The organism is Streptomyces sp. NBC_00390, assembly GCF_036057275.1.
Lineage (GTDB): Bacteria > Actinomycetota > Actinomycetes > Streptomycetales > Streptomycetaceae > Streptomyces.
The window spans coordinates 152,001-172,736 of the sequence record NZ_CP107945.1; the positions used below are offsets into that span (position 1 = coordinate 152,001).

The following is a 20,736-nucleotide window of genomic DNA, read 5'->3' on the forward strand; positions in this document are numbered from 1 at the left end:
CCCCCACGAGAGGAAGTCCGTTGACCAACCACCTCAAGCACCTCAAGCGCGCCACCGCGGCCGGTGCCGTCGCCCTCGCGGCCCTCAGCCTCCAGCCCGCCGCGGCCCACGCCGCCTCCGAGCCGACCCCACGCGGTGAGATGGGCCCGACGGTCGTCGGCGGTACGAAGGCCGATCAGGGTGAGTTCCCGTTCATGGTACGGCTGTCGATGGGCTGCGGCGGCTCGCTGTATGCCAAGGACATCGTGCTCACCGCCGCCCACTGCGTCGACGGCAGCGGCCCCAACACCGGCATCACCGCAACGGCCGGCGTGGTCGACCTGGAAGACCCCAGCGCCATCAGCGTGAAGTCCACCGAGGTCCTCCAGGCCCCCGGATACAACGGCAAGGGCAAGGACTGGGCACTGATCAAGCTCGAGAAGCCGATCGATCTGCCGACCCTGCCGATCGCAGCGGACGACAAGCTCAACAGCGGCGAGTTCGACATAGCCGGCTGGGGCGCCGACAAGGAGGGCGGCAGCCAGCAGCGCTACCTGCTCAAGGCGAAGGTGCCGTCCATCGACGACGCCACATGCCAGAACGCGTACGGCGATCAGCTGACACCGGGCGAAGAGCTCTGTGCCGGCCTCCTGGACACCGGCGGTGTCGACACCTGCCAGGGCGACTCCGGCGGCCCCATGTTCCGCAAGGACGAAGCGGATGCCTGGACCCAGGTCGGCATCGTCAGCTGGGGCGAGGGCTGCGCCCGCCCTGGCAAGCCCGGCGTCTACACCGAGGTCAGCACGTTCGCCGAGGACATCAAGAAGGCGGCCGAAGAACTGGGCGGCTGACCCGACCGGCCCGCAGCCGCAGGCCGGATCCGCAGGCGGGTGGGCGTAACCCGCACACACGGACCGGACCCGCCAACGCACCCCGCTGCCGAGCCCTTTCCCGCTCGGCAGCGGGCCCGTCCGGAGTTCGCCCGAACATGCAAGACACACACACGAGCACCGGCGGGCCGCCACCGCCCCGCCGCCGGCCCGCCCCGTCACCCCGGACGAGCGGCAACAGCGGCATGGTCATCAGCCCCGTGCGGCTCGACCACCGCCTGAAGAGCGGTTCCTGACTGCTTGCGAGTGAACGATGGAGCTCCCGCACTCGCGTCGAAGCCATCCGGCCGATCATGCCCCTTATGGTTGGTTCCCATGCCACTAAGCTTTGCCTTTGTGAATCTCAAGCCGGGAGTCGGCAAGACGACCAGTGCCGTATGGCTGGCCCACGCGCTCCACGAGTCGGGCTACTCGCCGCTTCTGGTCGATGGCGACCCAGCCGCCTCCGCGCTGCGCTGGAGCGAATTGGCCGACGGCTTTCCGTTTCCCGTCATCGCGTTGCCGGTGGGTGACGTGCACCGGCGCGTGAACGACTTCCTGGACAATCGGCAGGCTGTGGTGCTGGATGCGCCGCAGTTGGAGGACCATCCTCGCATCGCCCGCAGCATCATGAGGTACGCGAGTGAGTGGATCGTCCCGGTGACCCCCGCTCCCATCGAACTGGACCGAATGGCACCCATCCGCTCCGAGATGGACGACGTCCAGTCCCTGCGCGCCGACCCGGCCCGCACTGCAGTCCTCCTGAATCGGACCAATCGTCCCGACGCCACACGCACCGGCCCCGATGCCGACGCTCGTGAGGCGCTCACCGAGTTGGGGTTCGTGGTACTGGACACCCAGATCGCGAGGCTCGAGTTGTACGCCCAGTCGTTCGGGAGTCCGGTGCGGGCCAAGGGATCGGCCTACATGGACCTCGCCGAGGAACTCATCAAACGTCAGGAAGAGGCATGACGGAGCGCAAGGACAGGTACCGCGCCGCGTTGCAGCGCGAAGGGGACACCGCTGCCCGGTCCTCCAAAATCATCACCCTGAACAGCAGATACGTCCGGATGACCATCGAAGTGGACCCGGACCTGCAGCGCGACCTGACGCGATGGGCCGGTCTGCCGATCTCAGCGCTGATGCTCGCCGGCACGACCGTCCTGCGAACCTTCACCGGCACCGCCGCAGCTGCGCCCGAATCCGCGGCGGACGCACCCCCCTCGGGGCGGTAGCGACCCCGTGGCGATCGTGCGGCTCCGCACGGAACGCACTCTGCCTGTGTGCGACACCCTGTGCCTCCCGGAGTGCGGGCGGCTGAAGCGGCCCTCGCGAACGGGAGGCACCGTCAAGGGGTGAGGGGGGCGGAGCAGCCGTGGGCTCTTGCCGAGCGCTCAGCAAATGTCTTGAGTGCGGCACGTTCGTGGGCGAGGTCCTCTTTGCCCCTCGGATACTTGCGGTCCTCGCCCCTGTCATGGGCGAGGTGGAGGGTGAACAGGGCTCGGCCGTCCAGGCACTTGGCCGTCGTCCAGCTCATCCGGCCGTCAGGGTCCCGGTGGTGCGCGGGTGTGTCAGCGTTCGGAGTGTCGTCAACGGGCTCCTTCTCGTAACGGAGCAACTGCTCTTGCGCATAGGGGCCGTAGTCGGCTGCGAGTACGTAGCGTGCCCTGAGGCCGGTGTCAGCGAGCCGGCAGGTTTCGTGCGGGGCGCCGCCGCGGGCGGTCTCGGTGGCGATGGCCACACCGCGCGCGGCGGGAATGCCGGAGCAGGTTCCGTCGGCTGTGCCGAGCGGCTTGTACTCGTCCTCGTTCACCGGCAGGTCGAGGCTGAGGACGGGCTTTCCGAGCTTGGCTCCGCAGTGCCGGGACTGCGACGCCTTCGCCGCGGTGGAGGTCGCGATCCTGGCGAACTCCGGCCGGTTCGCCGGGTCGTCCAGCGTCTTGTCGAGCGTGGTCTCGACGGTGACGGACAGGCCCTTGGCGCTGCTTGCCTTGGTGCACTCAAGGACCAGGGTTGTGGTCACCTTCTCGTCCTCGTCGGCCCTGAAGGGGTCCGGGTCGGCTCCGAAAGGGTCCGGGTCGGCCCCGAAGAGCCCCGTCCATCCATGGCCGACCGGCACGGAGAGCGCGCTCGGCGGGCCCGTGTAGAGGGAGTCGAAGGACTGTCCGACGTGTGTGGTGTCGAGGACACGGATCTCGGCGGTACCGCCGTTGTGCGCGTGCACCTCGCAGCCCACCAGGTCCGCATCGCGTTTTTCGTGCTCGACCTCGACGGCTCCCGGGCCGAGGACGCTGCGCACCGTGTTCCGGTCGAGCAGGCCGTCGCAGGCGCTGTCGAGTGCCGACTCGTCGCTCCAGCGCTGGAAGTCGCCGTGCACCAAGAGATAGCCGGCGACGGCAACGGCCGTTGCGGCCAGGGCCGCGAGCGTCCGCAGGACGATCCGCCTCATTGCCATCCCTCCACCTCTCCAAGGATCTTGGTGTCATGGCACCCCTGCTGCCTGGGCCAGCCGTCGGGGTCCGTGAGATAGCTGTCCATCAGCTTGCGGGCGTCCTTGGAGAACGTGGTCCGCTGTGCCTCGCTGAGCGTGTGCGCGCTGAGGCTGGACGTCTCCGTGCGGACGTTGACACGGTGGTAGGTGCTGCCCGCGGCGCACTCCGACCGTGCCCACAGGGCGAGTTCGTGCGGCTCCGAGTCGGGGATCACCTTGGTCCGCGATCCCTCGCGAAAGGCGAAGCTGTCGCCGGTGTGGTGGTACTGGCCGTTCGCGGACTCGCTGAGCGGCCCGGCCCAACTCGCCGCCGAGACATCGACGACCGCACCGTCGGGTGGTGTCGGCTCGGTGTCCATCGGGTCCTTGCGGTCGAGGATGGTGGCGTCGCAGACGCTCAGCAGCCGTGAGTCCTGCAGGTCCCCGCTCGCGGTCCACTTGCCGGGGAAGCCTGCGCGCTTGCCGAGCCCACGGCACTTCTTCACGCCCAGGCCCGGCTCGTCGATCCCCACGACTCTGATGTTGCCCCCGTCCGCGTCCGAGGTGACATGGGCCTCATAGGTGTCGATGACCTGCGTAGGCATCTTCAGCGGGGAGCCACCGCATTTCTGGGCCGCAGTGATCCCGTTGGCGACCCGGACGGCGGTACGGAAGTCCGCGAGATACTCGGCCCGCTTCCCTTTGCCGGGTACGGGCAGATCGACAGCGGCGGTGACATACATCGCGGACACCTCGCGCACCCGCCCTTCGAGCCCGTTGGGGCACTCGGCGACGACCCAGGTCCTCCCGTCCTCGCCGACCCTGCCGGTGACCCCGGGCGCCTCGTACCCGTCCTCGTCACCGCCGGGCAGGATGTCCTCGGCCCGAAGCGTCATCGGCATCCGGGAGATGAGCGCGACGGCCCGCACCCGGACCGACCCGTGCCCCGGCCAGGTCAGAGAGCAGTTGACCAGGGAGCGGCTGTCCTCGTCGGGCTGGAGCATCGTGCCGTGCTGGCTCACTTCGCCCGCAACTTCGTCGGGCACGAGGCCTCGTAGCTCCTCGTGCGGCAGCAGCCCCGCACAGGCGCGTTTCACCTGCGCCTGATTCGCCACTGAATGGCCACCCGGATCGTCGGCACCGAAGGAGAGCACCGCCCCGGTGACGATCAATACGAGCGGCAGCCCTATGAACAACGGCTTGCGCAACCACGACGGCACCCGGCCCACGGAGCCCCCTCCCCCAGTCCTAGCGGCGGATCAAGGCCTGGAACCTATCAGGGGGTCCAGCCACGGTGAGGACGCAGGTCGTTCGATGCAACTCCTGTCGAGGCAGCGCGGAGACGTGGGCAGCAAGTCCCGTGGCAGCGACGGTGAACGTGGCCGGCCCAGCCGTCGTTGCACATCGCCTGCCGTGCCGTGCACGAGTCCGGCTCACGGTGGCGGGACCTACTGGGAGGCGGAAGCCGGCGTGCCCACCCGAGACCCGCCGCGCACGCGCCGCACGAGGTCGTCGGCGGCCTCCGGCCATTGAGCGTGATCGAAGGCGAAACCCGCCTCGAGCAGGCGGCCGGGGACGACGCGGCGGCTTTTCAACAGGAGTTCGGTGTCCGAACGCAGCGCGAACGCGCCGAGCTCGGCCATCCACTTCGTTGCGGGCAGACCAACCGGAACACCCCAGGCGGCGCGCAGCGCGCGCATGAACGTACGTTGCGGCAAAGGAACGGGAGCGGCGAGGTTCACCGGCCCGAGAAGGTCGTCCCGGGCGGCCAGGAACTCAACGACGCGGACGAAGTCGCGGTCGTGAATCCAGGACACGTACTGCGCGCCGCCCGCAACCGGGCCGCCGAGGCCGAGTCGCGCCAGCCGCAGCAAGATGTCGAAGACGCCGCCGCGATCGGGACTCATCACCATGGCGGAGCGCAGGGCGACTTTGCGCGTGTGCGGGGTTTCGGCTCGCTCCTGCGCCCGCTCCCACGCTTTTGCGATCTCGACGCTGTAGGCCCAGTAGCCCGGGACGCCGGTTTCAGTGCCGCCGAGCACGCCGGTCGCCTCGTCGTTGGGCGCGTCGAAGCGGTGGGAGTAGACAGTGGCAGTGCTCATCTGCAGCCAGAGCCGGGGAGGCCGCGCGGCGGCTGCGATCGCCTCACCCACAACCCGTGCGGAGTGCACGCGTGAATCCATCATGGCCTGCAGATTGGCCGCGGTGTAGCGGCAGCTGACGCTGCGTCCGGCCAGGTTGATCACGATGTCGCTGCCGTTGATCTCCTCCGCCCACGGCCCCAGGGTCTCGCCGTCCCAGAGGACTTCACGGTCGCGCACCGGCCGTCTGGTCAGGACCGCAACGTCATGGCCTGCGGCCGTCAGCGCACGGTTCAGGATTGTGCCTACCTGCCCGGTTCCCCCGGGTATCACTGTCTTCATCAGGCTCCCCTAGGTGTATGGGACGAATCTATCGCAGAATTGAACACGTTCAAGACTGGCACAACCGCTCCGCCGGTCACCGGAACCGAAGCGCACACATACGCGGCGGGCGTGGCCCTGGCATTCACCGACTGCTGCACCCATCCCTTGCATGATCAGCAGCAACCGCCGGCGCGCTCCGACGCACGACTGGTTGCCGTCCGGCGCATCGGCGCGGACGGCGGCACCGATGTCGGTAACGGCCGTTCTGCCCGTTGCTTCGCACGCCTGAGCGGCTTCACACAAGACGGCGCAGGGGGCTCCTGCCGCGACGGGGGAACACGGCAGGAGCCCTCACCGGCCCATCTGCCCCGACCGCGGCCGTCAACGCCCCACACTTCGAAGGAGTTCAGGCGTCGCCCGTCCAAGCGTGGCCCGCCGCGCCGGCGAGCGTGCGCCGGGGCGCCCGCTCGCAACTGGGCGCCTCCTTTCGGTGGGTTCCACCATGGGCGTGCCTCATCGTCCCTAGGCTGTCGTCCCACCCCCTGACCAGTTATCCGATGCTGGTCGGGGGAAGTCCTGGAGGGGGCGGATCGTGGAGCGCGCGACGAGTGAAGTGACGATCGTCTTGGCGGAAGACAGCCCCGTCGGTGAACGCGACGGCACGCCACTGTTCGAACTGAGACACCGGCTGACGGGCGACGAGGACCTGAGGGGGCGTCTGCATGTGGTCGCGCGGCCCCCTGAGGCCGGAACGCTCGGGGTGCCGGCGGACGTGCTGACGCTGCTGGTCGAGCCAGGCGGCGCAATGGTCGTGGTGGCGGGAGTGCTAGTGGCCTGGCTACGGAGCCGCAGGTCCACTGTGCGGCTGGTGGTCCGGCGCCGCAACGGGGACAGCGTGACGCTCTCGGCCGACCATGTCACCGAGCTGAACGGTGAGCAGTTGCGCAAGTTCCTCGGGGAGATCGCGGACACTCTGGAATCTCCTGCGATCCGCCCGTCGGCCGTCGAGAACGCGGGCGAGGACGACGGGACAACTCCCGGGCACTGAGACGGACGTCGGCACGGGCGGAACAAGCACCTAAGCGGGGGCGCGGCATGGCGGCGAGGCTGGGGGACTACGAGGGGGCGAGGGTCGTCCTGATCGGCACAGGGCGGCACGACGCGAGGTCGGACCTCCCCGATGTGGAGGCGGTGGCCCCCACGCTCATGGACCTGCGGGAGATGTACGTCGAACGTTGCGGACTGCCCCGGCAGTCGGTGACCGTCGTGCACGACCCTCCGAACGTGGAGGCATTCGGCCAGGCGATCACAGAGGCCAAGGAGGCCGCCGAGGGCATGCTGCTCATCCACTACGTGGGACACGGGCTCGTCGCCGCCAACGGGACGCTGCACCTGGCCACCGCCGGATCGGTGAGCAGCGGGGACATGATCCGCTTCACCGCCCTTCCGTACGACGCAGTGCGGGCCTGTGTCGCGGGGAGCCGGGCCGCGTCCCGTGTCGTGGTGCTGGACTGCTGCTTCGCCGGGCTCGCCCTGGGCTCACTGTCGCCGGACAACGGCGCCGCCGTGACCGAGCTCGCCCGGATCGCCGGAGCACTGGTCCTGACGGCGACCGGGAGCAGCCAGCTCGCCCTGGCACCGGCAGGTGACCGTCATACGGCCTTCAGCGGCGCACTGCTGGGAATGCTGGCCACGGGGGTGGCGGGAGGGCCGCCGGTCTTCACCATTGAGGAGGTCCACCGGCAGCTGGAGCGGTCGCTGCCGGCCGCCGGCCTGCCGCGGCCCAGGTTGTTGTTGAGCGGCGGCGTGGGGCGGCTGATTGTCGCCGACAACCCGGCGTGGACACCCGCTGCCCCGGCCGACCCGCCGGTTGCACCGCCGGCTGAGGGCGACGGCCCGCGACCGGACTGCCCGTACAAGGGGCTGGACGCGTTCAACCAGGATGACGAGCGGCTGTTCTTCGGACGGGCCCGGCTGGTCACGGAGATGATCGGACGGCTGCGGGAGTGCGCGATGGACGGGCGGCCGCTGGCAGTGCTGGGGCCGTCGGGGGCGGGCAAGTCGTCCGTGGTCGGGGCAGGGCTGCTGCCCGCGCTGGCGCAGGGCAGGCTGGACGTGGCGGGTTCGGCCTGGTGGCCGCGGCGCGTGATCACGCCCACCGGCGACCCGGTCGGAGTGCTCGCCGGGATGGTGGAGGACCTGACCGGACTACCGGCGGAGCAAGCTGCGGCAGGGCTACGCGAGGACCCCGGGCGGTTCGGCGCCCTGCTGCTCGCCGACCGGCAGAACCGGGTCGTTCTGGCGGTCGATCAGTTCGAGGAACTGTTCACCGCCGGGGCGACGGAGGCCGATCAGCACGTCTTCGTACGGGCGCTGGTTACCGCGGCCGGCGGCGGGACCCAGGCTCCGGCCGCGCTGCTGGTGCTGTGCGTACGCGCCGACTTCTACGACCGCTGCGCGGCGTTCCCCGAGCTCGCGGTAGCGCTGGAGAACAGGCCGCTGACAGTGCGGGCGATGAGCCAGGAGGAGGTTCGAGAGACGATCACCAAGCCCGCCGCCGCCGCGGGCCGGCGCATCGAGCCCGGCCTGGTCGAGGTACTCCTCACCGACCTCGGCCAGGGTGGCTGGGGTACGGGCGAGGGATGGTACGAGCCGGGCCGACTCCCCCTGTTGTCGTACGCGCTCAGCGAGACCTGGGAGCGCGGTACGGGCCCGGCTCTGTCCGTGGCCGACTACCTGCGGACCGGAGGAATCAGCCGTGCGCTGTCGGACCGGGCCGACAAGGCGCTGAATGATCTGGACACGGCGGGCCGGGACTGCGCGAGGCGGCTGCTGTTGAGGCTGGTGCACCTGGACGAGGAGACCGTGCCGACCCGCCGCCGACTGCACCGCCGACGGCTGCTGGCAAGCCTGCCCGATCCGGCCGCGGCACAGAACGTACTGGACGCCTTAGGTGCCGCCCGGCTGATCACCGACGACGGTGAGGACAGCCACGCCACGGTGCAGATCACCCATGACGCACTGCTGCGCGAATGGCAGGTGCTGCGCGGCTGGCTGAAGGAGGACCAGGCGAACCTCCTGCTGGAGCAGCAGCTCCTCGACCACGCTCAACGCTGGGCGGCCCAGGAACGGGAACCGGGACTGCTGTACGACGGGACACCGCTGGCCGCCGCCGAGGACTGGGCCGCGGCCGACGCGAATCGTGCGCCCGAACTACCCGCCGTGGCCCAGGAGTTCCTGACAGCCAGCACCAGGCGGCGACAGCAGCGACGGCGGCTGCGGAACCTGGTGACAACCGCGCTGGCGCTGCTGCTGGTGCTCGCGGCGACCGCAGCCGCCATCGCCTACCAGCAACGCGGGGAAGCACTGCGGGAGGCACGGGTCTCCGCCGCACGGAGCATGGTCAACAAGGCCGAGCTGCTGCGCGACAGCGACCCGCGGCTCGCCCTGCAACTGGGCGCAGCCGCCTATCGGCTCGACCGGGAGAACCCAGCCACCCGGGCGAGCCTGCAGGACACCCTCACCACCTCCCGGCACGCGGCCACCCTGGACGGCCTCGACGCGGAACCCACCGCTGTGGCCCTCTCCCCCGACGGACGCACGCTGGCAGCGGCCACGGCGGACGGCACGCTGCGGTTCTGGGACGTGGCACGGACCGGGCGGCCGGAGCTGATCAAGAAGGTCGCGGCAGCGAAGCCGGCCGAGGCGCGCGACAGCACCGTCACGGCACTGGCGTGGCGGCCCGACGGCAAGCTCCTGGCCGCCGGAGGGGACAGGGAAGTGACCTTGTGGGATACCGGCGACCGGCGTATCCCCAAGCCCCTCGACCCACCCCTGCGCGGGTTCGGGGCGCCCGTCGCGTCGGTAGTCTGGTCGGCCGATGGATACCGACTGGCCGTGGCCACCCTCCATGCCAGCGCGCTCATCGACATGACCGACGGGCTGGTCCTCGCCAGCGTCAAGCACAGCGGCGACTCACGGGACCGGCCGCGGCTCGCCCTGTCGCCCGACGGGACCCTGCTCGTGACCAGCGACGGGAAGCAATCCGTCCAACTCTGGGACGCCACCGGCAGGGAGGCTGTGAAGTTGGGTCCCCCACTCCCCGCGGTGTCCTCGAACAAGGCACCGGTCTCTGCGGTAGCACTGTCGTCCGACGGCCGAACGCTCGCCGTGGGCACCAGAGACGCCGAGGTCTCGTTCTGGAACGTGACGGACCGGGACAAGCCCAAGCGGTTGCACCCCCACCACTCCACGTTCATCGACCTGTCCGACGAAGTGAGCGCCCTGACCTTCACCGACAAGGACACTGCGCTCGTCTGCGCCAGCAGGGATGGCACCGTACAACTGTTGCAGGTGTCCAAGGCTGGTTTCGACCGTACGGACAGGCCGCTCGTCCACGGCGCAGCGGTGACCTCAGTATCGGTCGCCGACCGGCGCGACCTCGTCGTCACCGGGGGAGCCGACGGCCGGGTAGTGCTGTGGGACACGTCGGACAGGGCCCGCCCGCACCGCCTCGGGGACCCGCTGGCCGGACACGGTGGGCTCTCGATGGCGGGGGAGCTATCAGAGGGCGGCGGGCTGCTGGCCAGTAGCTCCGAGGACGGGAATGTGCTGCTCTGGGACGTCTCCAGACCGGACCGGCCGCGCGCGCTCCCGCCGGTCGTCTACTTGCCTGGCCCCCGTGGGGAGGAGACCTCCTCTCCGACCGGGTCCGCGCTCTCCCGCGACGGACGATGGCTGGCCACCAGCGGGGGCACCGGCTCGACTGGAGTGTTGCTTTGGCGTGCCGAGTGGGGCTCGTTCCGGCCGGTCGGTTCACCGCTGAAGGGGCATCAGGGCGTTCCGCTGGCCTTCGCCTGGTCGCCGGACGGTCAGAGGCTTGTCACTGGGGACAACAAGGGAGCGGTGATCGTCTGGGACGTGTCCGATTCCGGCGGTCCCGTGCGGACGGCGACGCTGACCCACGCCGACGGCGTGGTTGAGGCCGTCTTCAGCGCGTCCGGCCGCAGGCTGGCTACGGAAGGCGTCGAAGGCAAGGTGTCCCTGTGGGAAATGTCCGAGGGGGCGGGTCGCCCGCGCAAGCTGGGCAGCGTCGGCTCCGGCCAGATGGGCAACCGTCGTTCGTCGATGACCCTCTCGTCCGACGGCACGCTGCTCGCCATCGGCCATGCTTCGGCCTCCTTCTCCCTGTGGGACGTCACCGATCCCGGCCGTCCGCGTCGGCTGGCGCACACCAACGTGGGCCACATCGGCCCGGTCGGCGCGATCGCCTTCTCCCCCGACGGTTCCAAGCTCGCCTCCGGCAGCGTGGACGGCGCCGTGGTCATCTGGGACATCACCGACCGGAGCCAGCCACGTCGCATCGGTCCGGCCCTCCACGGCAACAGTCCCGGTTTTCCGCTGTCGATGACGTTCCTGCCCAGGGGAAGTACGCTCGCCGTCCAGCGCCTCACCGAAGTCGACCTGTGGGACCTCTCCATGGTCGCGTCGCCCCAGGCTGACCTCCTCCCTCGGGCGTGCGCACGACTGTCCGGCGCCGGCCTCGACCCGGCGGCCTGGAAGGTCCACGCGGGCGACACCGCGTACGAGGAGACCTGCCGTCCGCCCTCCGGCTGACGCGACGCAGCGGTCCGCGTCGGCTCGATCCGGCTGCCCACCCAGGTACACGGCGCCCGTCCGCTCGGCGGACTGGAGGGGCCGGGCGGCGGGTGGCCGCGGTCGCAGGGACCGGCCTACCTCGATCCTGCGCCGGCCGGCGGCCCTAGCGAGCACAGCGGTATGCCCGCAGCCCACTTCTTCCTTGATCGCCGGGCACTCTAGGCTGGGCCGGACCCGCTGGGTGGTGGCGCGAACTCGATCCGCCGCCGGCTCAAGGACTGGGCTGCGGCCGGCCTCGGCCAGAAGGCCCACGCCCTGGCCGCCGACGACCAGACGGTCGGCCTGGCATTGCCGGTCCCGCCGGGCGCGAGCATGCACCTGGACGGTGCCTACGACAACAACCCGACCCGGCAACTGCTCGACGAACTCGGCCTCCACGGCCAGATCGCCCGCAGGGCGTACTCGCTCCGATCCAGGTACGCAAACGCTGGGTGGTCGAGCGCACCAAGTGCGCCACGAGGCGCTCTGTTTGTATCCCCGGCTCAGCTGGGAGGAACTCGGAAGGAGGTTTCTGGGCCGGATGACTTACCTGGATCCGAAAGGTGAAGGGGACAACAGCATGTCAGGAAATTAGCGACCGGGCTCAGTTGTCAGGGGCGGTGCGCTGGGGGGCCCGCCCGATGTGGCGAAGACTGGATTGTTTGAAGCCCAATCTCCAGCAGATGCAAGTTCCCATCCGCCGGAAGGACAGCTGAAACCGGCGCCGCACCCTGCACGGGGTTCGATCGTGCCCCCGTGCACCTCCGGGGTGCGGTCGGATGTCTGTACCGTGTCGCTGCGCCCGCTCGCCTGAAGTTCCGGACTGCCGACACGGCGTGCCTGATCTACCCGGTGTGGCATGAGGACACGCGGTGGGGCCGCCGCCTCAACGCTCGTTTGGCAGTGGCGCAAATTGGCAGACTCCGAGTCGGAACCTGCTTGGTGTCGTGCCTCTGTCCGACTCTTTCTGTCTCAACACTGGAGTGTCCGTGGACCTGACGAACCGCAAGCCCTTCCCCCTCGATCCCCATGCTGACCCCATGGAGGAGGCTGAGCAGCTCCGCGCGCTCGGACAACTGGTAGCGGTGGAACTGCCTGGCGGGGTGCCGGCTTGGGCAGCCACAGACCTCGCAACGGCGCAGCGGGCTCTCGGTCATGAGGACCTGACGAAGGATCCCGCTTTCTGGCCCGCGCTCGCCGCCGGCCGGATAGCGGACGACTGGGAACTGATCGCCCTGGTGCGTGGTGCTGGAATGCTCCACATGGACGGCGCCGATCACCGCAGGCTGAGGCAGTTGGTGAGCTCCGGCTTCGCGCGGGCGCCCATCGAGGCGCTCAGGCCCCGCATAGAGCAGACAGCTGAGGAGCTGCTGGACCGGTTGGCGGCCACGAGCAGCGCTGGGAGCCCCGTCGACCTGCGGGAACACTTCGCATTCCCGCTGCCTGTGACCGTCATCTGTCATGTCCTGGGAGTACCGGACTCGGCTGTCGGCGAGCTGCGCAGCCGCTTCGATCGCCTCGTCACGCCCCAGAAGGGCGCCACCGGGGACGATGACATCCGGGTGGCCGTGGCAGCGATCTACAGCTCCCTGTCGGCGCTTATCGACTGGAAGCGCACTGATCCCGGGGACGATCTCACCACCGCATTGATCCAAGCCGGCGACGACGGAGACCGTCTCAGCGAACAGGAACTGGTCGAGACCCTGTTCCTGGTGCTGATCGCAGGGCACGAAACCACGATCAACTCGATCACCAACACGCTCCACGCCCTCCTGCGGCACCCGGTCATGCTGGCGGCCGCCCTGGGCGCCGAGGACGGTGGGACCTGGGCCAATGTGGTGGAGGAGGGCCTGCGTTACTCCCCTCCCGTGCGTCACGCCATCCTGCGGTACGCGGTGAGGGACACCGAGATCGCAGGCGTCCGGGTTGCCAAGGGTGACGCCGTCCTCGCCAGCCTCGTACCGGCCGGGCGGGACCCGGGCCGACACGAGCACCCCCACGCATTCGACATCGCGAGAACCACGAGCCGAGAGCATGTTACTTTCGGGTTCGGTGCGCACTACTGCCTGGGAGCGCGGCTGGCCAAGCTGGAAACGGAGATCGCGCTTCGCGCACTCCTGCGCCGCTACCCCGACCTCACGCTGGCCTCGGAGCCTGCCCGCCTGACGTCGATCCCACTCCAGGGCTACCAGTCCCTGCCGGTCCATCTGCACGGCGGGGACGGAACGCCGACAGGCGCACTGTCGATGGACCAGGACGCAGCCATGACTGCCTGAGCGGCGCGGGCCGCTGAATTTCCCGGGCGAGCGGCGGTTTCGGCATCGCCCCGTGGGGTCCGGATCACGTGATCCGAACCCCACGGCTGTCTCTGGCGTCAGCCAAAGAGCCTGCGCCACCACGGCTTGCGGACCGCGACCACGACCGGCGCGGGAGCGGGGCCGACCGAAGGAGCGGCAGCCGGCAGCGGCTGGGCGGAGGACGAAGGGGACGGGCTACCGCCGGTGCTCTCCTGCTTCGGCCGCCGGGGCGTGAAGCGCGCGGGCAGGTCGTCCAGGCGGGAGGAGACCAGGGAGCCGGTCACGTGCAGGTCGTCCTCGGGCACGGCGAGCTCGATGTCGTGCAGCCGTGCGAGCAGCGTGTCGATTCCGGTGTCCGCGATGGCCCGCCCGATGTCCTGGCCCGGGCACTCGTGCGGCCCAGCACTGAAGGCAAGGTGTGAGCGGTTGCCGTGCACCGGGGCGGACAGATCGGGCCGGATCTCGGGATCGACGTTGCCGGCCGCCAGGCCCAGCATCACCAGGTCGCCTGCCTTGATCTCCTGGGTGCCGAGCCGTGTGTCGCCGGTCGCCCATCGGGTGGGCACCACGGTGAGAGGTGGCGCGTCCCACATCACCTGGTCCAGCGCGTCCGGGAGGGTCATCGCACCTCCGGACAGGCTCGAACGGAAGCGCCGGTCAGTCAGCACCATCCGCAGCGTGTTGGCGATCAGGTTGGTGGTGTTCTCGGTCGCAGCGACGATGGCGTGCCGCAGGTGCTCCATCGCCTCGTCGTCCGTGAGAGCCGACTCGTGGCGCAGCAGCCAGCTGGCGAAGTCGTCGCCCGGCTGCTCCTTCTTTCGCTTGACGAGCTCCTGCAGGACACCCACGACGAACTGATTGCTCTGCAGCGCCGTTTCGGTGCCCTTGACCATGTCACGCACCGCGGCACCCAGCGGCAGCGCGTCCTGCTCGGGCACGCCGAACTGCCGGGCCATGACGAGGATCGGCAGCTTCTCGGCGAAGTCCGCCACCAGGTCGGCCCTGCCGGCGCCGGCGAAGTTGTCGACCAGCCGGTGCGTGTAGCGCACGACATAGCGCCGGATCCCGTGCCGGTTGAACCGTGCCAGACCGTCTGTCACTGCCGCCCGCAGTCGTGCGTGCTCCGTGCCGTCGGTGAAAGCCAGCAGCGGTTGCCATGCGGTCATCGGCAGCAGTGGGGAGTCGGGCTGCAACCGGACGTTCCATATGCGGGAGTCGTTGGAGTACAGGGAGGGTGACCGCATGACCTCCAGGTTCTCCCGGTGTCCCAGTACCAGCCAGGCCGGTACGTCACCGGGAAGCAGCACGGGCGCCACCGAGCCGTGCTCCTGACGCAGCTTGGCGTAGAGCGCGTACGGCTCCTCCGCTTCCGGTCCGTACATCCGGCGCACCCCAGAACCGAGTGCGTGTGCCGGGCATCCCGGAGGCGGAAGCGCCGCAGCCGATATGCCTGACGAGTCTGGGTACGGGGTGGTCACGAGGCCTCCGGGAAGCAGCGGCGCGGGGGTGTCGCGCACAGATGGCGTAGAGGAGCGCACGCAGCATATCCGTGATCCACACCGGCCAAGCAGACGGTCTTGTGCCGAACTCAGGCCTGGATACGATCATGTGACGATCCGTGGCCTCGCGCTGGGGGCCCATCCGGTGATGGGATCTTCCTGTTTCCGGCAGGTGCACGACCTAGAGAGAAAAGGGTTCCCTGGTGTCAGCTGGTTTGCAGACGGTTCCACGCGCTCCGGGAGCGGTTCCGCTTCTGGGCCACGCTCTGGCCTTGTGGCGCGATCCCCTCGGCTTCGTGAAGTCGCTGCGGCAGCACGGTGACCTGGTCCGTATCGATTTCGGGACGATGCCCACGTACGTGGTCACGTCGGCCGAGCTGGTCCACGAGGTGACCGTGAGGCAGGCACGCAGCTTCGAGAAGGGGCGCTTCTTCGACCGGCTGCGGCCGCTCGCCGGTAACGGCCTGGCCAACGCGAACGGCGAGGTGCACCGCGCGCACCGGCGGCTGATCCAGCCGATGTTCTCCAAGGACCGCATCGCGGCCTACTCCGAGATCATGAGCCGCCACGCCCATGAGCTGGCCGACTCCTGGGAACCCGGGCAGGTGATCGACCTCCAGCATGCGATGGCCAAATACTCGATCGACACGCTTACGTCGACCCTGTTCTCGGCGGACATCGGGCTGCCGGCAGTCGAAGCCATTCGCGTCAACCTGCCCGTCGTGATGAAGAACCTGCTGATACGGGCAGGGTCACCCAAGGTCCTGGACGGGCTTCCGATCCGTGCCAACCGCGACTTCGATGCGGCGAGCAAGGCGCTGCGCGTGGTGATCGATGAAGTGGTGGCCAATGCTCGACGCTCGGGAGAGACCGAGCGGGGCGACCTGCTGTCGATGCTACTCGCGGCCCAGGATGCGGACAACGGAAAGACCCTCTCCGACGTCGAGGTCCGCGACGAACTCAGCACCATTCTGTATGCAGGAGTCGAGACCACCGCCGCCACGCTCGCCTGGGCCTTTCATGAGCTGGTGAACCACCCCGAGGTGGAGAAGCAGCTGCTCTCCGAGATCCGGGAGGTCGTCGGCGACCGGCCCGTCACCATCGCGGACGTACCCCGTCTGGAGGGGATCCGCCGCGTGCTGGACGAGACCATCAGACTGCACGGGGTCACCTTCCTGATGCGCCGCACCACCGAGCCGATAGTGCTCGCCGACACCGAATTCCCCGCCGGCACGGAGGTCGGCTTCAGCCTCTACGCCATCCACCGAGATCCGGCGGTCTACGTGAACGCCGACACCTTCGATCCCGACCGCTGGCTGCCCATGCGCCGGGACGCCATCCCGCGCGAGGCGTTCGTACCCTTTGGTGCCGGCAACCGCAAGTGCATCGGGGACCTGTTCGCCTGGACGGAGGCCACCATCGCCATCGCCACGCTGCTCGCCCGGTGGCAGTTCACCCCGGCACCCGGCCACCGGCCCAAGGAAGTCGCTTCAGCAGTGGTCCACGCCGACAGCATCCCTATGACAGTTCAGCCGCGGAAAGACTGAACCGGTCGCCGTCATCCGACCCGCATACCGCTGGTCATCCACCGCCGGCAGAGCGACTGACCACCACCCGCCAAGGGCCGCTTCCGGTGCCGGGCCCCGACCGTAGCGGCCGGGGCCCGCGTTTGAATGGAGTCTCTCGTGGCCCCAGATCACTGCCGCGAAGGATGTGTTGAAGGCACGGCTCAGCGCCACCATCCCTCCCTGGCCTCGTCCGTGACGCCGGTGCCGTAGGCCCGGTGCACGACCACTCCAGGTCCTTCGAGCGGATCTCAGGACTGCGTCGGCGGGCTGGAGGTGAAGGTGGGCGCGGGCAACCAATCAATGTCCTCGTCGGCTGTGTATCTCATGCCCACTGGTGAGAAGACAGCCGGCAAAGACTGGGGGCAGCTCACGCCGAGTACCGGCTCCCACAGAACCTCAGCCAGCGGCATCCGAAGCCGCACGTCAGGCAGCCGCGACAGGATCCGTTCAACCGCTGTCGCCACCAGGAGACCCACCACCCTCTGGGCGCCAATCGGCAGGGCGCCCTGGACAGCTCCGGCGTCTCCCGACGCCGGACCGGTGGCACGGCCGCCGGACGAGGGAATGCAGCGGCTCAACTCGAGGATGGTTCTGGACGTGGCGGTGGCGGTGATGCCCAGGAGAAGCCGGTGTACCAGGCGGGGTATGTCCGCGTGCCGCTCGGGCGGGGCGTGGTGAAGCATCCACGAGACAAGGTCGGGCCCTGCTGCCTGGGCCTTCTCGGCAACCAGATGCTCGCAGACGCTCTTTATGGTCTTGTGGGCGCCCTCCGGATGCGAGGAGCGGCCCATGAGTGCTGGCAGCGACTGCCCAATGTCTGCGGCGTAGCGCTCGTCCATGCCGAGCAGGCCGGCAGTGACCTGGATGGGTAGTGGGCGGGCGTATCGCAGGACCAAGTCCTCCCGCCCGGCCGGGGCGAACTCGTCGACGAACTCGTCGGCGATGTGCACCACGTAGGAACCGGTGGCTGGGCCGAGCTCACGCAGTGCCCGCCCCACGTAGCTGGGCCAGATGCTCATGCTCTCCGCGTCCATAGGGAAGTTGCATGGTAATTGTGCAAGGCGGCGCCGCGCAGGCGCCGGAAGTGGTGCAAGGCGGCGAAGGCACGCTGGACGACTCAACATCGGTTGCCAGCCCAGGCCTTCTTCTTGGCTCTCGCGACGCCCGGCAGCCCTTTGAGTGCCGACTTCCGCTCAGTACTATTCCCCCTAGTTGATCACTCACCGTGCAGTTCCAGCCATGGTCTGTACATCCCCCAGAGTGCTCGCGCGCGCCAACGACTGAAAGGGAATCACGAGTGAGGCCTGCACTGGCAGTTCCCCCCATATACGCTCCCATCCCTCCCGCCGTGCACCCGAACCACGCAGCAATCGACGCCCGGACCGCCGCCTGGGCCGACACCTTCAACATCGGATCACCCGAGTGGCGAAGCCGCCTCGTCACCCAGGACATCGGCGTGTTCGCCGCCCGCATCCTTCCGGAGGGGCAGGAGGAGGTCGTCTCCCTTCTCTCCGACTTCGTCATCTGGCTCTTCGGCGTGGACGACGGCTACTGCGAGGAAGGCAATCTCGGCGACAAGCCGGGCGAGCTGGCAGCGGCCCTCCAGCGGCTGCTGCGCATTGCGCAGAACCCCGAGGCTCCCATGCTCACGGACGATCCCCTCGCCGAGGGACTGAGGGACCTCACGCTGCGGGTCTCCCGCTGCGGAACCGCTCTCCAGGCCGGGCGCTGGGTGGACACTCTGCGCGAGTACTTCTTCGCCGTGGTGTGGGAGGCCGAGAACCGGGCCGCGGGCCGGGTCCCCGGGCTGAACGACTACGCACTGATGCGCCTCTACGACGGCGCGACATCCGTGGTGCAGCCGTTCCTGGAGATGGGCTACGGATTCGAGCTCCAGCCTCACGACCGGGACAGCAAAGCAGTGCGCGCCGCCTCCGAGATGACGTCGTTCATCACCACGTGGGACAACGACATCTACTCCCACCACAAGGAGAGCCGCGGAACGAACTACTACGTCAACGTGATCCGCGTCCTGGAGCACGAGTACGCATTGAGCCCGGACCAGGCTCTGACCAAGGCCATAGCCCAACGCGACCGGGTGATGTGCCTCTTCCTGAGCCTGCGCGCGAAGCTGGACGACGAGGGCAGCCCCCAGGTGCGGCGGTACCTGAGTAACCTCGCCTCCTTCATCCGGGCGACCCAGGACTGGAGCGTCAGCTCCCTGCGCTACACCACTCCCGACGACCCGGCCGCCCTTTCCTCGTCGTTCTCCGACCGGCCGACCGACGACAGCTCCGACCCGCTGGACATCCCGTCGGTCTCCTGGTGGTGGGACCTGGTGCCTGCCTCCCGGACTGCCCCCCTGGAGCAGTCCCGCACTCCTCGCAGGCCTCGGCGCGCACCGCAGTAGCAGCCCAGCCAGAGCACGGACCGCTGGCTCGTGGCCTGTGCGGGCGGCGACAGATCTGGCACACGAGTGCCCCCGAACCACACGCCTCGGTCGGGGGCCCTCGGTGTATCCACCCGCTCAGGCCCTGATGGCGACCTCCTTGACGCGGGCCTGGTCGCCGGCGCAGAAACTGGCCAGAAGCCGCTGGAGCCCGTACAGCGAGATGGAGCCCATGGTGGGGATGGCGTCGGTCGTCGCCAGGATGACGTCGGGGAAGCGGACGAAGAGCTGGCCTACGGCGACCTCCGCCTCGAGCTTGCCGAGGGCTGCGTGCAGGCAGTAGTGCCCGGCCAATCACGGCGTCCACCGGTCCATCGGCCTTCAGCGACGCCACCAGCGCCACGGGCACAGAACGCCCGGGGCGCGGCTCAAGGGGCGAAGCCCTTCTGCGCAGCGCCGGCAGCGCTCGGGCCTTCAGCCGTCACCGTCAGCCCGAGCCCGCCCGGCGAAGGTGCGGCGAAGGCTCCCGACGTGCGAGGATCGGCGATGAACAACAGGGGTGGGTGGTGCGTCGTGGTGCGGGTGAAGGACAGACAGTGGCGGCAGATAGGTGCCGCACTGGTGGTGGCAGGAGTCGTCGCAACAGGATGCAGCTCCAAGCCCGACAGCTCTCCATCGGACGGGGCGAAGGCGGTCGTCCTGGACAAGAAGCAGGTTGCCGCGGCGCTGCCCGGCGTGGACGCTGTGCCGTCCGGTTGGACGAAGGCGCAAGCGCCGCAGCGCGACGACGCGGCACATGACGCCGGGCGCAAGGCCTACGGAACGGTGGGCTACGAGGCGCCGGACCTCGACGGAACCGTCAGCTTCAGTATCAGCTCCTTCAGCGGCCCGGCCGCCGCGACCGATCACCTCGCGTTCAGCAGGACTCAGTACGACAGCGGCGTCGCCCCCATCACCGTCACCGGGGCTGACCAGGCCTTCTCAGCGCACGGCTGCCTGGTGGAGAGCCTCTGCAGCGCCAGCATCCACGCCGTGGTCGGAGCCACGGTCGTATCCGTCGACATCGACGTGGACACTCAGGACTACCGCTCCCCCGACCCGCAGATCCTCGAGGCCGTCGCCCGCATACAAGTCGAACGCGTCCGGCAGATCCAGCAAGGAGAAGCGCCCACCGCCAAAGCCTCCTGAGGCGGGCCGGCCCCCGCACGCCTTGGCCCCCACTGCCACAGTCACGGCCGGCAGTGCAGTTGCGCAGTGCAGGGCCACCGAGCGAGCGGCTCATACTCTCGCAAACGGGTTTCTCGCACGAGAGACGCAGGCATCGACAGCCCTGTGGCTCGACGGTCAGGCGGGGCGTGACGGTCTCGTGCTGGGGCCATTTACCCAGGGCCTGGCAACCGGACGCATCAGCAGGTTCAGGACATCCATGCGAGCATCTTCCCCACAGGGCGGACAGTGGCGGGCGCATCGCAGTCGAGTCCCACTACGTCATGCGCCAGAACGAGGAGCTCCCGGTTCACGCGGACCCGCCGGCCGGACGTCGGTGACGGCGGGGAGACCATCACGGGCAGCACGGGCGGACGCCTCCGCGCGAAGCCCCTGTCCGCGTCGCGGCAGTGGCGC

General features: G+C 69.2%; 15 protein-coding genes. 9 read left to right on the plus strand and 6 right to left on the minus strand.

Annotated features, from left to right (window positions below; genetic code table 11):
* The first annotated feature begins 20 nt into the window (after window positions 1–20).
* The 3 genes from OHS70_RS00615 to OHS70_RS00625 all read left to right on the plus strand — a co-directional run bounded on the left by OHS70_RS00615 (window position 21) and on the right by OHS70_RS00625 (window position 2,083).
* Entirely contained in the window at window positions 21–830 is an 810-nt protein-coding gene (locus OHS70_RS00615; protein WP_328392477.1) for a S1 family peptidase, read from the plus strand.
* A gap of 375 nt (window positions 831–1,205) precedes the next feature.
* A complete protein-coding gene (locus OHS70_RS00620; protein ID WP_328392479.1) occupies window positions 1,206–1,820 on the plus strand; it encodes a ParA family protein in 615 nt (204 codons plus the stop codon).
* Window positions 1,817–2,083, plus strand: coding sequence for a hypothetical protein (locus tag OHS70_RS00625; protein ID WP_328392481.1), 267 nt, complete (start codon window positions 1,817–1,819; stop codon window positions 2,081–2,083). The genes OHS70_RS00620 and OHS70_RS00625 overlap by 4 nt, the downstream gene beginning before the upstream one ends.
* A 113-nt stretch (window positions 2,084–2,196) precedes the next feature.
* On the opposite strand, the gene OHS70_RS00630 is transcribed toward OHS70_RS00625, so the two are convergent.
* The 3 genes from OHS70_RS00630 to OHS70_RS00640 all read right to left on the minus strand — a co-directional run bounded on the left by OHS70_RS00630 (window position 2,197) and on the right by OHS70_RS00640 (window position 5,741).
* Entirely contained in the window at window positions 2,197–3,303 is a 1,107-nt protein-coding gene (locus OHS70_RS00630) for a hypothetical protein (RefSeq protein WP_328392483.1), read from the minus strand.
* A complete protein-coding gene (locus OHS70_RS00635; RefSeq protein ID WP_328392485.1) occupies window positions 3,294–4,547 on the minus strand; it encodes a hypothetical protein in 1,254 nt (417 codons plus the stop codon). Before OHS70_RS00635 ends, OHS70_RS00630 begins: the two co-directional genes overlap by 10 nt.
* A gap of 219 nt (window positions 4,548–4,766) precedes the next feature.
* A complete protein-coding gene (locus OHS70_RS00640) occupies window positions 4,767–5,741 on the minus strand; it encodes a DUF1731 domain-containing protein (RefSeq protein ID WP_328392487.1) in 975 nt (324 codons plus the stop codon).
* 574 nt (window positions 5,742–6,315) lie between these two features.
* Between OHS70_RS00640 and OHS70_RS00645 the strand changes: the two genes are divergently transcribed.
* The 3 genes from OHS70_RS00645 to OHS70_RS00655 all read left to right on the plus strand — a co-directional run bounded on the left by OHS70_RS00645 (window position 6,316) and on the right by OHS70_RS00655 (window position 13,636).
* A complete protein-coding gene (locus tag OHS70_RS00645) occupies window positions 6,316–6,771 on the plus strand; it encodes an effector-associated constant component EACC1 (protein ID WP_328392489.1) in 456 nt (151 codons plus the stop codon).
* Window positions 6,772–6,818: 47 nt separating this feature from the next.
* Window positions 6,819–11,339 carry a caspase, EACC1-associated type gene (locus OHS70_RS00650; protein ID WP_328392491.1) on the plus strand — a complete coding sequence of 1,507 codons (4,521 nt, stop codon included), beginning with the start codon at window positions 6,819–6,821 and terminating at the stop codon, window positions 11,337–11,339.
* A 1,061-nt stretch (window positions 11,340–12,400) separates the two neighbouring features.
* Window positions 12,401–13,636: a cytochrome P450 family protein gene (locus OHS70_RS00655; protein ID WP_328392493.1), complete on the plus strand. Its 1,236-nt coding sequence runs from the start codon at window positions 12,401–12,403 to the stop codon at window positions 13,634–13,636.
* A gap of 98 nt (window positions 13,637–13,734) precedes the next feature.
* On the opposite strand, the gene OHS70_RS00660 is transcribed toward OHS70_RS00655, so the two are convergent.
* On the minus strand, window positions 13,735–15,135 hold the full coding sequence (locus OHS70_RS00660; RefSeq protein ID WP_443062541.1) for a cytochrome P450: 1,401 nt from the start codon (window positions 15,133–15,135) through the stop codon (window positions 13,735–13,737).
* Window positions 15,136–15,359: 224 nt separating this feature from the next.
* Between OHS70_RS00660 and OHS70_RS00665 the strand changes: the two genes are divergently transcribed.
* On the plus strand, window positions 15,360–16,703 hold the full coding sequence (locus OHS70_RS00665) for a cytochrome P450 (protein ID WP_328392497.1): 1,344 nt from the start codon (window positions 15,360–15,362) through the stop codon (window positions 16,701–16,703).
* A gap of 269 nt (window positions 16,704–16,972) precedes the next feature.
* Here the strand turns inward: OHS70_RS00665 and OHS70_RS00670 are convergent, their stop codons facing one another.
* Window positions 16,973–17,743: a hypothetical protein gene (locus tag OHS70_RS00670; protein ID WP_328392499.1), complete on the minus strand. Its 771-nt coding sequence runs from the start codon at window positions 17,741–17,743 to the stop codon at window positions 16,973–16,975.
* 278 nt (window positions 17,744–18,021) lie between these two features.
* Here OHS70_RS00670 and OHS70_RS00675 point away from each other — a divergent pair, with 278 nt between their 5' ends.
* The gene (locus tag OHS70_RS00675) at window positions 18,022–19,134 is read left to right on the plus strand and encodes a selina-4(15),7(11)-diene synthase (protein ID WP_328392501.1); all 1,113 of its coding nucleotides are present in this window, start codon (window positions 18,022–18,024) and stop codon (window positions 19,132–19,134) included.
* Between the two features lie 117 nt (window positions 19,135–19,251).
* On the opposite strand, the gene OHS70_RS00680 is transcribed toward OHS70_RS00675, so the two are convergent.
* Window positions 19,252–19,467, minus strand: coding sequence for a hypothetical protein (locus OHS70_RS00680; protein WP_328392502.1), 216 nt, complete (start codon window positions 19,465–19,467; stop codon window positions 19,252–19,254).
* 192 nt (window positions 19,468–19,659) lie between these two features.
* On the opposite strand from OHS70_RS00680, the gene OHS70_RS00685 reads away from it, so the two are divergent.
* Window positions 19,660–20,301: a hypothetical protein gene (locus OHS70_RS00685; RefSeq protein ID WP_328392504.1), complete on the plus strand. Its 642-nt coding sequence runs from the start codon at window positions 19,660–19,662 to the stop codon at window positions 20,299–20,301.
* The last annotated feature ends 435 nt before the right edge of the window (window positions 20,302–20,736 follow it).